A 13,692-nucleotide genomic window follows, 5' to 3' on the forward strand; every position below is an offset into this window, starting at 1 on the left:
CATGTTGCATATCTTCTGTCCTCACTGCGGCGAACTGCGCTCCGAAGAGGAATTCCACGCATCCGGCCAGGCGCACATCCCGCGTCCACTGGACCCGACCAACTGCACCGACGAGGAGTGGGGCGACTACATGTTCTTCCGCGATAACCCTCGTGGCCTGCACCACGAGCTGTGGGATCACGTCGCCGGTTGCCGTCAGTATTTCAACGCCACCCGTGACACCGTGACTTACGAGATTCTCGAAACCTACAAGATCGGCACCAAGCCGCAGTTCACTGACAAGACCGATAGCCCGAAAGCGGCCACGACGGCTCTGGGAGAGAAGGTATGAGCCAGATCAATCGCCTGTCCAACGGCGGACGGATCGACCGCAACAAAGTGCTGAGCTTCACTTTCAACGGCCAGATCTACAAAGGCTTTGAAGGTGATTCCCTGGCCGCAGCCTTGCTGGCCAACGGTGTCGACATCATCGGTCGCAGCTTCAAGTATTCCCGTCCGCGCGGCATCTTCGCCGCCGGTGCCGAAGAGCCGAACGCCGTGCTGCAGATCGGCGCGACCGAAGCCACGCAAATTCCGAACGTACGCGCCACGCAACAAGCGCTGTACCAAGGGTTGGTCGCTACCAGCACCAACGGCTGGCCGAGCGTGAACAACGACATGATGGGGATTCTCGGCAAGGTCGGCGGCAAGCTGATGCCGCCGGGCTTCTACTACAAAACCTTCATGTACCCGCAATCGTTCTGGATGACTTACGAGAAGTACATTCGTAAGGCTGCCGGTCTTGGCCGCTCGCCGACCGAGAACGATCCGGACACCTACGACTACATGAACCAGCACTGCGACGTGCTGATCGTCGGCGGTGGCCCGGCAGGTCTGGCCGCTGCACTGGCAGCCGCTCGCAGTGGTGCCCGCGTGATCCTCGCCGATGAGCAGGAAGAGTTCGGCGGCAGCCTGCTCGATTCCCGCGAAAGTCTCGACGGCAAGCCTGCGACCGAGTGGGTTGCCAGCGTGATCGCCGAACTGAAAGACACCCCGGACGTGCTGCTGTTGCCGCGCGCCACGGTCAACGGCTACCACGACCATAACTTCCTGACCATTCACGAGCGCCTGACCGATCACCTCGGCGACCGCGCCCCGATTGGCCAGGTGCGTCAGCGCATCCACCGTGTTCGTGCCAAACGCGTGGTGCTGGCGACCGGCGCTCATGAGCGTCCACTGGTTTACGGCAACAACGACGTGCCGGGCAACATGCTCGCTGGCGCTGTCTCGACTTACGTTCGTCGTTACGGCGTGGCACCGGGCAAGAAACTGGTGCTGTCGACCAACAACGACCACGCCTACCGCGTTGCTCTGGATTGGCTCGACGCCAGCCTGCAAGTCGTCGCCATCGCCGATGCACGCAGCAATCCGCGCGGCGCGCTGGTTGAGGAAGCGCGCGCCAAAGGCATCCGCATCCTGACCGGCAGCGCCGTGATCGAGGCCCGTGGCAGCAAGCACGTCACCGCCGCTCGCGTTGCCGCGATCGATGTCAAAGCGCACGCCGTGACCAGCCCTGGCGAGTGGCTTGAATGCGACCTGGTTGCCAGCTCCGGTGGTTACAGCCCAGTGGTTCACTTGGCATCGCACCTGGGCGGCAAGCCGATCTGGCGTGAAGACATCCTCGGTTTCGTACCGGGCGAAGCACCGCAGAAACGCGTGTGCGTCGGCGGCATCAACGGCGTCTACGGTCTTGGCGATTCCCTGGCCGATGGTTTTGAAGGTGGCGCTCGTGCCGCCAGCGAAGCCGGTTTCAGCGTGGTTGCAGGCACACTTCCGAAAGCCCTGAGCCGTCTCGAAGAGTCGACGCTGGCGCTGTTCCAGGTGCCGCACGAAAAGAACACCGCACGTGCGCCGAAGCAATTCGTCGACCTGCAAAACGACGTCACCGCGGCGGCCATCGAACTGGCAACCCGCGAAGGCTTCGAGTCGGTCGAGCACGTCAAGCGCTACACCGCACTGGGCTTCGGTACTGACCAGGGCAAACTCGGCAACGTCAACGGCCTGGCCATCGCCGCCCGTTCGCTGAACGTGACCATCCCGCAAATGGGCACCACCATGTTCCGCCCGAACTACACGCCGGTGACCTTCGGCGCCGTAGCCGGTCGTCACTGTGGGCACATCTTCGAGCCTGTCCGTCACACCGCGCTGCATCACTGGCACGTGAAGAACGGCGCCGAGTTCGAAGACGTCGGTCAGTGGAAACGTCCGTGGTACTTCCCGAAAAACGGTGAAGACCTGCATACCGCGGTCAAGCGCGAATGCAAAGCCGTGCGCGACAGCGTCGGCCTGCTGGACGCGTCGACCCTGGGCAAGATCGACATCCAGGGCCCGGACTGCCGCGAGTTCCTCAACCGCATCTACACCAACGCCTGGACCAAGCTTGATGTGGGCAAGGCCCGTTATGGCCTGATGTGCAAAGAAGACGGCATGGTGTTCGACGACGGCGTGACGGCATGCCTGGCCGACAACCATTTCGTGATGACCACCACCACCGGCGGCGCTGCACGCGTGCTGCAATGGCTGGAAATCTACCACCAGACCGAATGGCCAGACCTGAAGGTGTACTTCACTTCCGTGACGGACCACTGGGCAACCATGACCCTGTCCGGGCCGAACAGCCGCAAGCTGCTCAGCCAGGTCACCGACATCGACCTGAGCAACGAAGCCTTCCCGTTCATGACCTGGAAAGAAGGCCTGGTCGGCGGTGTGCCGGCACGGGTATTCCGGATTTCGTTTACCGGTGAACTGTCGTACGAAGTCAACGTGCAGGCCGACTACGCCATGGGCGTGCTGGAAAAAATCGTCGAGGCGGGCAAGCAGTACAACCTGACCCCTTACGGCACCGAAACCATGCACGTTTTGCGCGCCGAGAAGGGCTTCATCATCGTCGGCCAGGACACCGATGGCTCGATGACTCCGGACGACCTGAACATGGGCTGGTGTGTGGGCCGCACCAAACCGTTCTCGTGGATTGGCCAGCGTGGCATGAACCGCGAAGACTGCGTGCGTGATCAGCGCAAACAGTTGGTCGGTCTGAAACCGATCGATCCGACCAAATGGCTGCCGGAAGGTGCGCAACTGGTGTTCAACACCAAGCAAGCCATCCCGATGAGCATGGTCGGTCACGTCACCTCCAGTTATGCCCATAACTCCCTTGGCTATTCGTTTGCCATGGGCGTGGTCAAGGGCGGCTTGAGTCGCATGGGTGAGCGCGTGTTCGCACCGCTGGCCGACGGCAGCGTGATCGAGGCGGAAATCGTTTCTTCGGTGTTCTTCGATCCGAAGGGTGATCGCCAGAACATCTGACACCACAACCCCTGTAGGAGCGAGCTTGCTCGCGAAGGACTTGAGGGCGACGCGTTAAACCAGAAAGTACGCGTAATCGTTGGCCTTCATCGCGAGCAAGCTCGCTCCTACAGGTGAGATGCAAGAATTCAGGAAAGGTGCTTTATGACCGCAGCCAATGTTTACCAACAACGCCCAACCACTGGGGCCAAGGCCGAGTCGTCGCTGCATCATGCCGACCTCGCCAGCCTGGTGGGCAAGGGCCGCAAAAACGCCGGCGTGATCGTGCGTGAGAAAAAACTCCTCGGCCACCTGACCATTCGTGGCGATGGCCACGATGCGGCGTTCGCCGCGGGTGTGCACAAGGCACTCGGCATCGAATTGCCGGGCGCACTGACTGTCATGGTCAAAGGCGAAACCAGCCTGCAATGGATGGGGCCGGATGAATGGCTGCTGATCGTGCCGACCGGTGAAGAGTTCGCTGTCGAGCAAAAACTGCGTAAAGCGCTGGGCGACCTGCACATCGCCATCACCAACGTCAGTGGCGGCCAGCAACTGCTCGAACTGAGCGGCCCGAAGGTGCGTCAGGTACTGATGAAATCCACCAGCTATGACGTCCACCCGAACAGCTTCCCGGTGGGCAAGGCTGTCGGCACGGTGTTCGCCAAGTCGCAACTGGTGATCCGCCATACCGCTGAAGACACCTGGGAACTGCTGATCCGTCGCAGCTTCTCGGATTACTGGTGGTTGTGGTTGCAGGATGCGGCGGCTGAGTACGGCCTTAGCGTTCAGGCTTGATCACAACCTTCCTGTAGGAGCGAGCTTGCTCGCGATGGGCTTGAGGACGACGCGTTAACCCAGGCAGTACGCGTTATCGTTGACGCCCATCGCGAGCAAGCTCGCTCCCACAGGAGGTAGCGTCGTTTAAAGACCACTCAGGAGTCACCGCACTATGAGCCGCGCCCCAGACACATGGATTCTGACCGCCGACTGCCCAAGCGTTCTCGGCACCGTGGACGCGGTGACGCGCTTTCTGTTCGAGCAGGGCTGCTACGTCACGGAACACCATTCCTTCGATGACCGGCTCTCGGGCCGTTTCTTCATTCGTGTGGAGTTCCGTCAGCCTGATGGCTTCGATGAACAGTCGTTCCGCACAGGCCTGGCCGAACGGGGTGAAGCCTTCGGCATGGTTTTCGAACTGACCCCGCCACACCACCGGCCGAAAGTGGTGATCATGGTGTCCAAGGCCGATCACTGCCTGAACGATTTGCTCTACCGTCAGCGTATCGGCCAACTGTCGATGGACGTGGTCGCCGTGGTGTCCAACCACCCGGACCTCAAGCCGTTGGCGGACTGGCACCAGATTCCGTATTACCACTTCCCGCTGGACCCGAATGACAAACCGTCCCAGGAGCGTCAGGTCTGGCAGGTCATCGAAGAGTCCGGCGCCGAGCTGGTGATCCTTGCCCGCTACATGCAAGTCCTGTCGCCGGAGCTGTGCCGGAAACTCGACGGCAAGGCCATCAACATTCACCACTCCCTGCTGCCGGGTTTCAAGGGTGCCAAGCCGTATCACCAGGCCTACAACAAGGGCGTGAAACTGGTGGGCGCCACGGCGCACTACATCAACAACGACCTGGACGAAGGGCCGATCATCGCCCAGGGCGTGGAGGTGGTGGACCACAGTCATTACCCGGAAGACTTGATCGCCAAGGGGCGCGATATCGAAGGGCTGACGCTGGCGCGGGCGGTGGGCTATCACATTGAAAGAAGGGTTTTCTTGAACGCGAACAGAACCGTCGTTCTGTAGATCGCCATCGCGAGCAGGCTCGCTCCCACAAGGGATTTGTGCCGTACACAAATTCCGGTTACACCCCGATCCACTGTGGGAGCGAGCCTGCTCGCGAAGAGGCCCTCCCAGGCAACACAAGACACACAGGCAATAACCCGAGCAATCAACGCGCCGCCGATCCAGGGCGACGCGACCGCTACATAAAAACAACAGCGAGGTGAAAGCATGTCTGGTAATCGTGGTGTCGTGTATCTCGGCAATGGCCAGGTCGAAGTACAGAAAATCGACTATCCCAAAATGCAGGACCCGCGCGGCAGGAAGATCGAACACGCTGTCATCCTGCGCGTGGTGTCCACCAACATCTGTGGTTCCGACCAGCACATGGTGCGTGGCCGTACCACTGCTCAAACCGGCCTGGTACTGGGCCACGAAATCACCGGTGAAGTGATCGAGAAGGGCCGCGACGTCGAAAACCTGCAGATCGGCGACCTGGTATCGGTGCCGTTCAACGTCGCTTGCGGGCGCTGCCGTTCCTGCAAGGAAATGCACACCGGCGTCTGCCTCAGTGTTAACCCGGCGCGTCCGGGCGGTGCCTACGGTTATGTCGACATGGGCGACTGGACCGGCGGCCAGGCTGAATACGCGATGGTGCCGTACGCTGACTTCAACCTGCTGAAACTGCCGGATCGCGATCGCGCCATGGAAAAAATCCGTGACCTGACCTGCCTCTCCGACATCCTGCCGACCGGTTACCACGGCGCAGTGACGGCTGGAGTTGGCCCAGGCAGCACCGTGTACATCGCTGGCGCCGGCCCGGTCGGTCTGGCGGCTGCCGCTTCCGCTCGCTTACTGGGCGCAGCCGTGGTGATCATCGGCGACGTCAACACCGTCCGCCTGGCACACGCCAAGGCCCAAGGTTTCGAAATCGCCGACCTGTCCCTGGACACCCCGCTGCACGAACAAATCGCCGCACTGCTGGGCGAACCCGAAGTGGATTGCGCCGTCGACGCCGTGGGCTTCGAAGCACGCGGTCACGGCCATGACGGGGTGAAACACGAAGCTCCGGCCACTGTGCTCAACTCGTTGATGGGCGTGGTCCGTGTGGCGGGAAAAATCGGTATCCCTGGCCTGTACGTGACTGAAGATCCAGGTGCTGTGGATGCCGCCGCGAAAATGGGAAGCCTGAGCATTCGCTTCGGTCTGGGCTGGGCCAAATCCCACAGCTTCCACACTGGCCAGACGCCTGTGATGAAGTACAACCGCCAGTTGATGCAGGCGATTATGTGGGACCGCATTCATATTGCTGACATCGTTGGCGTGGAAGTCATCAGCCTGGATGACGCGCCACGTGGGTATGGCGAGTTTGATGCGGGCGTGCCGAAGAAGTTTGTGATTGATCCGCATAAGTTGTTTAGTGCGGCGTAGTTTTGTTTGAGTCAATAGGAGGGCGACTTAATGTCGCCCTCTTTAGGTGTGAGTTTTAGTGTTACGAGAGTTTCAGCTCATTTTTTCGCCTAATAATTTGCTCTATAGTTGCTTTCTGAATTGCATGATCCCGTGGCTAATAGATTCTTGTTCTGACATGAATCGGTTGAGGTTTGAGCTTACGTATCCGCTGTTTGTAATTTCGAACTTTAAAGAGGTGTGTGCTGCTTTTGAAATTTTTACTTGCTCTATCTGTATCGTGCCTGCCTTCGCCGTTCCACGTGCAGAGTTCGAGTAAGTCATATCGAAATCATCAGTATAAACAGCAACCACTGCTCCTTTTTTGTGGAGGTTGGCGTAGCTTTGTGCTCCCTCAAATGTATTGGTTATAAAGAAGGAGTTACTGCTGTCATGAACTCCTGTGCTTAACATGTTGGTTGCCTTTTCCATGCTTGTGCCGTGAAATCCAAGGAAATTAGATTTTTTATCACTCAGGCTGAACGCCGGGTATTGAGATAGTGCGGTACTTATAGTTTTTTGTGCGGGATCTATAACTCCAGCAATATTTTTAACTTTAGGAGACGATTTCATTATTCCCGCCCCGCGTAGGAAGGATTTTAGAAAAACCGGCGTATGGCCGTTGCGATCTCGTCGATTGATAGGATCCCCCACGCAATACGCATACGCATTCAACCCACCCTCCCCAAACGGACTCCAACTGTCTGGGCTGTTAAACCGCATCAACACCGGGTTAAACGCTCGATAGCCATTCCCCAACAAATAACACCCCGTCACCGGGTCCGGCCATTCGCCGTTGAAGCCGAGCAGGCTGAGCAAGCCGTTTTCTGGTGGGCGATGACCGTAGGGTGTGTAGGCAAGGAAATGAGTTCGGGTTGCGTCGATCACTTTCAACACCGAGCGTTGCTGGTCGGTGGCGAGCAGGCGGGTTTCCACGGTGCCGCTCTGGCGCTGTTGTTGCGCCAGCAGTTGATCGTCGTGCTGCATGATCGAACGCTGCACCGCGCCCTGAATCTCGGTGGCGAGACGATCTTTCAGGTAGAAGTGCCAGATTTTGGCTCGTTCTGACGGTTCGCAATCAACCAGTCGATCCAGCGGGTCGTAGCGATAGCGGCAGAGCAAGGTTTCGTGGTTGGGGTGCATGGGACGGGTTCCCTGAGATGTGCGTCGGTTCAGGATTTTACTGTGGCGTAATGATCTGGGTCTGGGTACTACAGAACTGATAGGGATGAGCGGATCGGGAAGCGGACGTGACGCGGAGCCTCATGGGTGGCACTCCCAGGCAGGACGTGGAAATGCTCAATTATTGGCGTAATGCCTTACCCGTTTTTTGCAGGGCATGATCCTGTACTCCGCTCAACAGAGTCCCTCCAAGGCCATTGAAAACAACGCCGACGACGCCGCTGGGTCTTCGGTCTGTAACGTATTTTTCGGCCCACATAGATGCGGAAGCAGCGTGAGCGCCAGTGTTACTGAGTTCCCCGGAACTCACTTTCGTGACGAGTTGTTCATAACGCAAGGCGTGCTCCATCGTTAGCGTGCCATTCCCATGACTGGCTAAATTTGCATTGACTGATCCAAGTCTTTGAACGAACGGTTGAGGGTCAGCAACGTTACTAACCACTTGGTCGACATGATGTCTTGCAGACGATATTGGTTCGATCGAAGGTGCCGAATTTCGTCGTAGTGATTGCTTGGTAGTTGTCCAAATACCCTTGAGAAAACCCGAATTGGTGTTAGTCGGGGGGAAGAGAGGCGTACTACTTAGAAGGGAGGGCCGTGTGACCGGAACATTAACCGCATTGGAGGCGCCAAACAGCTTTGCAAAAAATGGTGGAACATGCCCCGTTGGATCGCTCCGATTCACCGGATCCCCCTTGCAATACGCATACGCATTCACGCCCCCCGCCCCAAACGGACTCCAACTGTCCGGGCTGTTAAACCGCATCAACGCCGGGTTAAACGCTCGATAGCCATTACCCAGCAAATAATGCTCCGTCACCGGATCCGGACGTTCGCCGTTGAAGCCGAGGAGGCTGAGCAAGCCGTTCTCTGGTGGGCGATGACCATAGGGTATGTAGGCGAGGAAATGAGTTCGGGTTGCATCAATTACGTTCAACACGGAGCGTTGCTGGTCGGTGGCGAGCAGACGGGTTTCCACGGTGTCGCTCTGGCGTTCTTGCTGCGCCAACAATTGATCGTCGTGCTGCATGATCGAGCGCTGCACCGCGCCTTGCACCTCGGTGGCGAGGCGATCCTTGAGGTAGAAGCGCTGAGTGCTTGCCTCCTTTGAAGGCGTACAAGCGGTTAGCCGATCCAGCGGATCGTAGAGATAGTGACAGAGCAGCGTTTCGCGGTTGGACTGCATGGGCTGGGCTCCCTGAAAATCCTTTGGTTCAGGGTTTCACTGTGAGGTAATCGGGCGGGGCTGGCTACTATCAGAACTGATAGGGGCGGGTGAGGGGGCAAGCTTAAGCCGCAACGCAATCCGTAGCAGCTGGCGAAGCCTGCTGCTAAAAAGGGTGGTTTTCGTTCCCTGGCTAAAATCGATTACAGAGCTGCCAGCGCACCTTGATACAACACCGGCCCCGTCGGTTGCCCGGTTGGCGATCCCCCCTTCGGTTCAAGACTGACCGCCAGCGCAATCGGTTTGCCGATCAGCGCTTTCTGCGTATCGCTCAGCTCAACCTTGCCACTGCCGCCCACCGGAATCACCCCGAGGGAAATCGGTTTACCGTCCGCCGGAATGGCCCACAATTCCAGACTGCGCCCCTGATCAACCGCGGCCAGCGCCAGCGCTTCGACTTTCAGATAATCCTCGTGCGCTTCGACCTTCAGCGCAGGCTGTGCGTCGGCGCTGAGCAGCGTGGCGCTGTAACGGGCGTTGTCGCGGTTGTAGATCACGCCCAAGGCCACCGCGACCACCAGCGAACACACCGCCGCCGTCAGCCGCAACCAGTTCCAGAATGGACGTTTCTCAGGTACGTGCAGCATTTGCGGTTCTATCCGCGCAGCAATCCCTTGCCACACGCGATCCGGCACCGGTTGCTCGGGCAGCGCCTCGGTCAGGCTGGCGAGGCTTTCCTGCCACTGCGCCAGTTCCACACGAAGCGCCGCGTCTTCCAGTAACAGCTGTTCAAAACGTCGACGCGCGGCAGAGGGCATCAAGCCAATGGCGTAGTCGGCGGCGAGGGCGCGGCGCAGGGTCGGGGTTTGATAGTTCATGATTCAAGGCACCTGCGCAGGCGCTCCATGCCGCGACGGATCCAGGATTTCACCGAGCCCAGCGGCGCGGCCAGGTGTTCGGCCAGTTCGGAGCACGACAACCCCTGAAAGTAGGCGACGGTGATCGATTGACGCTGCATGCCTTCGAGGCTTTCCAGGCAGCGGTTCAAGGCACTGGCCTCGCGGGCACTGCTTAATTGTTCGTCGGCCGAGGGACTTTCATCCTCCAGCGCCTGTTCTTCGAGATCGGTCAGCGGCCGGTCGCGGTGTTTGCGCAATTGATCGATGGCTTGGTTGCGGGTGATGTTGATCATCCACGTCAGCGGCGCCGACAGATGCGATTCGTAGCGCGAGGCGTTATTCCAGATGCGCACGAAGCTTTCCTGCAGCACTTCTTCCGCCAGATCCGAACGTCCCATGAAACGCAGAGCCACGCCATGCAAGCGCGGGCCGACGCTGCGGTAAAGCGTCTCGAAAGCGCGGCGGTCGCCCAGTGAGCACTGGGCCAGAAGCTGCCTGAGCTGATCGGCGTCGGCGATGGAAATAAGGGTTCTCCTGGCAGTCGAGGCAGTGACGGTAGGCGGCGTGCGGTGCCGGTTGCAGGCAGAGGTTAGTTCACGGCGCGCCGTTGTTCCATTCACGGGTGGACACCTCGGAACACCGTCGCCCCCGCTGTGCGAGGGCGACGGCATTGCTCAGCTTTTTGGCATCAACACTTTGTCGATGACCTGAATCACGCCGTTGGACTGGTACACGTCGTAGGTGGTGATGTCGGCGACGTCACCTTTTTCATCCTTGATGGTGATGTTATGCGGGCCGTTCATCATCGCCCACAGCTTGCCGCCCGCGACGGTGGTGAGTTCGGTCTTGCCGCCACCGGCCTTGATCTTCTCGGCCAGGGTCATCATGTCGAGTTTCCCGGCGACCACGTGGTACGTGAGGATTTTGGTCAGGGTGGCTTTGTTTTCCGGCTTCAGCAGGGTATCGACGGTGCCAGCGGGCAGGGCGGCGAAGGCCGAGTTGACCGGGGCAAATACAGTGAATGGGCCTTTGCCCTTGAGGGTGTCGACCAGGCCGGCCGCTTTCACCGCTGCCACCAGTGTGGTGTGGTCGGAGGAGTTCACCGCGTTATCGACGATGTCCTTGCTCGGCAGCATGGTTTGGCCGCCGACCATGACGGTGTCGTGGCTCAGGGTTGCCGCTTGCACGGTGTTCAGGGCGAATCCGCCGCCAAGGGCCAGGGTCAGCAGGCTGGCAATCAACGGGGTTTTGATCGAAGTGCGTTTCATGGTGATGATCCTTTGTGGGGAGAATCGGCCAGGAATGTCTGTCCGTGCTTGATATACGTGGCGGGGACTAGACCGGATGCAGCAGAGGAAAAATTCTTTTGATTGCTCGTTTTGGCGGGCCTGGCACAACACTTGACCCTGTAGGAGCTGGCGCAGCCTGCGATCTTTTGATCTTGATTTTGATTGTTAGCGGGAGTGAAGGCTCTAAAGATCAAAAGATCGCAGCCTTCGGCAGCTCCTACAGGGGTTGGGAACAATCCCCCGGGATACCAGTCCAACGGACAGTTTTTTCGCCGCCCATCGATGGGCGGTTTTCATGACACAAGAGGATGTCTGGATGAAGATTTCACGCGGTTTTGCACTGGCTTCGCTGATGAGTCTGGCGGCCAGCCCGGTCTTCGCCGGTTTCAGCCTGGACGATGTGACCAAGGCAGCCTCGAGTATGCAGGGCGGCAACGCAGCAACAACCGCCGCACCCACCTCGGAAACGGCAGGTCTGCTCGATGTGCTGACCTCGCAACTGAACATCACTCCAGAGCAGGCCATTGGCGGCACCGGGGCGATGCTGGGCCTGGCGAAGAATCAATTGAGCTCCACTGACTACTCGCAATTGGCCAAAAACGTGCCGGGGCTGGACATGCTGTCGGGGGTCGGTCAATTGGGGGCACTCAGCGGTTTGCTCGGATCGTCCGGCCAGTCGACTGGCCTGGAGAACGCACTGGGCAACGTGAAAAACACCAGTGACCTGGACAGCGCGTTCGGCGCTCTGGGCATGGACGACAGCATGGTCGGCCAGTTTGCCCCGGTGATCCTCAAATACCTCGGCGATCAGGGCCTTGGCGGTTCACTGCTGGAAAACCTTGGCGGAATCTGGGGCGCCGGTACCGGCAGCTGATTCAATGACTTCGGCGCGCAACGCGTCGATGCGCTGGTCCTTCTCGATCCAGAGCTGGTTGACCCAGTTCTGGATGGTTTCGCGAAACACCGGGTCGTTTTCATAATCGCCCTGCCACAGTGCCGGGTCGAGTTCGCGAGTCTTGATGTCGATGATGATCCTCGGCACATTGCCGCTGAGCAAATCCCAGAACCCCGGAATCTGCTGTTGCGGATACACCACCGTCACATCAAGGATGGCGTCCAGCTGTTCACCCATTGCCGCCAGCACAAACGCTACGCCACCGGCCTTGGGCTTGAGCAAGTGAGTAAACGGTGATTGCTGCTGAACGCTTTTCGCCGCAGTGAACCGGGTGCCTTCCAGGTAGTTGACCACCGTCACCGGTTGACGCTTGAACAACTCGCAGGCCTCTTTGGTGATCTCCAGATCCTTGCCCGCCCATTTGGGATGCTTCGCCAGAAACGCCTTGGTGTAGCGCTTCATGAACGGATAGTCCAGTGCCCACCAGGCCAGGCCCAGGAACGGCACCCAGATCAGCTCTTTCTTGAGGAAGAATTTGAAGAACGGCGTGCGCCGGTTGAGGGTCTGGATCAACGCCGGAATGTCGACCCAGGATTGATGGTTGCTGATCACCAGATACGACGTGTCGCAGCGCAAGTCATCGCCGCGGCGGATGTCCCATTGCGTGGGGATGCACAGGCGGAAGATCAGCTTGTCGATTTCGGCCCAGGTCTCGGCGATCCACATCACTGTCCACGAGGCGTAATCCCGGAAACGACCGGGCAGGACCAGTTTGAGCAAGGCAAACACCATCAACGGCCCGAACAGGACCAGAGTATTGAGCAACAGCAGCAGGGTAACGAAACAGCCGGTGAGCAGGCGGCGCATAAGTAACTCTTGTAAGCATTTGGGCGCGCCATGATAAGCAGCTTCAGGCAGCAGGCCAAATCGGTGGTGACGAATGTTTCACTTCTGCAGCGCTATGCTGGAAAAGCCATACCGGTAGGAGCTGCCGAAGGCTGCGATCTCTTGATCTTGATTCTGAAAAGCAAGATCAAGAGATCGCAGCCTTCGGCAGCTCCTACAAGGCTGCGGTTTTCTGATCTTCATTTTCGCCGAACGAATTCGAAGGCAACGGTCTAAAATTCCGCTGCCCATTTCCCAAGGATGCCCATTACGTGAAATCCCTTCTTGCACTGCTTTCCCTCGTAGCCTTGCCCATCATGGCCGCCGAGCCGACCCTGTACGGGCGCTACGAATACATCGCGTTGCCGGAAATCGGCGGCGAAGTGCTCAAGGCCAAAATGGACACCGGCGCCCTGACCGCGTCGCTGTCGGCCAAAGACATCGAAACCTTCACCCGCGACGGCGAGAACTGGGTACGTTTCCGCCTCGGCACCAAGGACGCCAGCAATAAGGTCTACGAACACAAGGTCGCACGGATCAGCAAGATCAAGACCCGCTCCGAAGAAGAAGAGGATGACAGCGAGGTCATCGCGCCCACCAAGCGTCCGGTGGTCGATCTGGAACTGTGCCTGGGCAACGTCAAGCGCACGGTCGAGGTCAACCTGACGGATCGCAGTAGTTTTAATTACCCGCTATTGATAGGTGCCAAGGCGTTGCGCGAGTTTGGCGCGGCGGTGAATCCGGCTCGACGGTTTACGGCGGATAAGCCGGATTGTTGAGGGTTTTGGCGGATATGGGTTTCACCTCCGTAAATTGAT

The 13,692-nt window shown here is 58.9% G+C and carries 13 protein-coding genes; 7 read left to right on the plus strand and 6 right to left on the minus strand.

Features of this window, described 5'->3' with window-relative positions; translation table 11 throughout:
* The first annotated feature begins 1 nt into the window (after position 1).
* The 5 genes from JFU37_RS14680 to fdhA all read left to right on the plus strand — a co-directional run bounded on the left by JFU37_RS14680 (position 2) and on the right by fdhA (position 6,541).
* Positions 2–331 carry a sarcosine oxidase subunit delta gene (locus JFU37_RS14680; protein WP_046045315.1) on the plus strand — a complete coding sequence of 110 codons (330 nt, stop codon included), beginning with the start codon at positions 2–4 and terminating at the stop codon, positions 329–331.
* A complete protein-coding gene (locus JFU37_RS14685; RefSeq protein ID WP_201115954.1) occupies positions 328–3,345 on the plus strand; it encodes a sarcosine oxidase subunit alpha in 3,018 nt (1,005 codons plus the stop codon). Before JFU37_RS14680 ends, JFU37_RS14685 begins: the two co-directional genes overlap by 4 nt.
* A gap of 144 nt (positions 3,346–3,489) precedes the next feature.
* Positions 3,490–4,122 carry a sarcosine oxidase subunit gamma gene (locus JFU37_RS14690; RefSeq protein ID WP_201115955.1) on the plus strand — a complete coding sequence of 211 codons (633 nt, stop codon included), beginning with the start codon at positions 3,490–3,492 and terminating at the stop codon, positions 4,120–4,122.
* Between the two features lie 154 nt (positions 4,123–4,276).
* Positions 4,277–5,134, plus strand: a complete 858-nt coding sequence (purU, locus tag JFU37_RS14695) for a formyltetrahydrofolate deformylase (RefSeq protein ID WP_201115956.1) — start codon at positions 4,277–4,279, stop codon at positions 5,132–5,134.
* Positions 5,135–5,341: 207 nt separating this feature from the next.
* On the plus strand, positions 5,342–6,541 hold the full coding sequence (gene fdhA / locus JFU37_RS14700) for a formaldehyde dehydrogenase, glutathione-independent (protein WP_201115957.1): 1,200 nt from the start codon (positions 5,342–5,344) through the stop codon (positions 6,539–6,541).
* A 102-nt stretch (positions 6,542–6,643) separates the two neighbouring features.
* Here the strand turns inward: fdhA and JFU37_RS30670 are convergent, their stop codons facing one another.
* The 5 genes from JFU37_RS30670 to JFU37_RS14725 form a co-directional block, all read right to left on the minus strand.
* Positions 6,644–7,702, minus strand: a complete 1,059-nt coding sequence (locus tag JFU37_RS30670; RefSeq protein WP_242485730.1) for an RHS repeat-associated core domain-containing protein — start codon at positions 7,700–7,702, stop codon at positions 6,644–6,646.
* A 160-nt stretch (positions 7,703–7,862) separates the two neighbouring features.
* Positions 7,863–8,927, minus strand: coding sequence for an RHS repeat-associated core domain-containing protein (locus JFU37_RS30675; RefSeq protein WP_242485731.1), 1,065 nt, complete (start codon positions 8,925–8,927; stop codon positions 7,863–7,865).
* A gap of 182 nt (positions 8,928–9,109) precedes the next feature.
* Positions 9,110–9,784: an anti-sigma factor gene (locus JFU37_RS14715; RefSeq protein ID WP_201115958.1), complete on the minus strand. Its 675-nt coding sequence runs from the start codon at positions 9,782–9,784 to the stop codon at positions 9,110–9,112.
* Complete coding sequence (locus JFU37_RS14720; protein ID WP_201115959.1) at positions 9,781–10,425, minus strand: sigma-70 family RNA polymerase sigma factor; 645 nt, start codon at positions 10,423–10,425, stop codon at positions 9,781–9,783. The genes JFU37_RS14715 and JFU37_RS14720 overlap by 4 nt, the downstream gene beginning before the upstream one ends.
* 54 nt (positions 10,426–10,479) lie before the next feature.
* Complete coding sequence (locus JFU37_RS14725) at positions 10,480–11,073, minus strand: fasciclin domain-containing protein (RefSeq protein WP_201115960.1); 594 nt, start codon at positions 11,071–11,073, stop codon at positions 10,480–10,482.
* Positions 11,074–11,410: 337 nt separating this feature from the next.
* Here JFU37_RS14725 and JFU37_RS14730 point away from each other — a divergent pair, with 337 nt between their 5' ends.
* Positions 11,411–11,968, plus strand: coding sequence for a DUF2780 domain-containing protein (locus JFU37_RS14730; RefSeq protein WP_201115961.1), 558 nt, complete (start codon positions 11,411–11,413; stop codon positions 11,966–11,968).
* Here the strand turns inward: JFU37_RS14730 and JFU37_RS14735 are convergent.
* Positions 11,918–12,856: an acyltransferase gene (locus JFU37_RS14735; RefSeq protein WP_201115962.1), complete on the minus strand. Its 939-nt coding sequence runs from the start codon at positions 12,854–12,856 to the stop codon at positions 11,918–11,920. The genes JFU37_RS14730 and JFU37_RS14735 overlap by 51 nt on opposite strands.
* A 290-nt stretch (positions 12,857–13,146) precedes the next feature.
* On the opposite strand from JFU37_RS14735, the gene rloA2 reads away from it, so the two are divergent.
* Entirely contained in the window at positions 13,147–13,653 is a 507-nt protein-coding gene (rloA2, locus tag JFU37_RS14740; protein ID WP_201115963.1) for a retropepsin-like aspartic peptidase RloA2, read from the plus strand.
* Positions 13,654–13,692 lie beyond the last annotated feature (39 nt).

Source organism: Pseudomonas sp. TH41 (assembly GCF_016650695.1).
Lineage (GTDB): Bacteria > Pseudomonadota > Gammaproteobacteria > Pseudomonadales > Pseudomonadaceae > Aquipseudomonas.

Coding starts and splice junctions, on each gene's coding strand:
- JFU37_RS14680 (WP_046045315.1), top strand. CDS start 2: ATGTTGCATATCTTCTGTCCTCACTGCGGCGAACTGCGCTCCGAAGAG.
- JFU37_RS14685 (WP_201115954.1), top strand. CDS start 328: ATGAGCCAGATCAATCGCCTGTCCAACGGCGGACGGATCGACCGCAAC.
- JFU37_RS14690 (WP_201115955.1), top strand. CDS start 3,490: ATGACCGCAGCCAATGTTTACCAACAACGCCCAACCACTGGGGCCAAG.
- purU (WP_201115956.1), top strand. CDS start 4,277: ATGAGCCGCGCCCCAGACACATGGATTCTGACCGCCGACTGCCCAAGC.
- fdhA (WP_201115957.1), top strand. CDS start 5,342: ATGTCTGGTAATCGTGGTGTCGTGTATCTCGGCAATGGCCAGGTCGAA.
- JFU37_RS30670 (WP_242485730.1), bottom strand. CDS start 7,702: ATGCACCCCAACCACGAAACCTTGCTCTGCCGCTATCGCTACGACCCG.
- JFU37_RS30675 (WP_242485731.1), bottom strand. CDS start 8,927: ATGCAGTCCAACCGCGAAACGCTGCTCTGTCACTATCTCTACGATCCG.
- JFU37_RS14715 (WP_201115958.1), bottom strand. CDS start 9,784: ATGAACTATCAAACCCCGACCCTGCGCCGCGCCCTCGCCGCCGACTAC.
- JFU37_RS14725 (WP_201115960.1), bottom strand. CDS start 11,073: ATGAAACGCACTTCGATCAAAACCCCGTTGATTGCCAGCCTGCTGACC.
- JFU37_RS14730 (WP_201115961.1), top strand. CDS start 11,411: ATGAAGATTTCACGCGGTTTTGCACTGGCTTCGCTGATGAGTCTGGCG.
- JFU37_RS14735 (WP_201115962.1), bottom strand. CDS start 12,856: ATGCGCCGCCTGCTCACCGGCTGTTTCGTTACCCTGCTGCTGTTGCTC.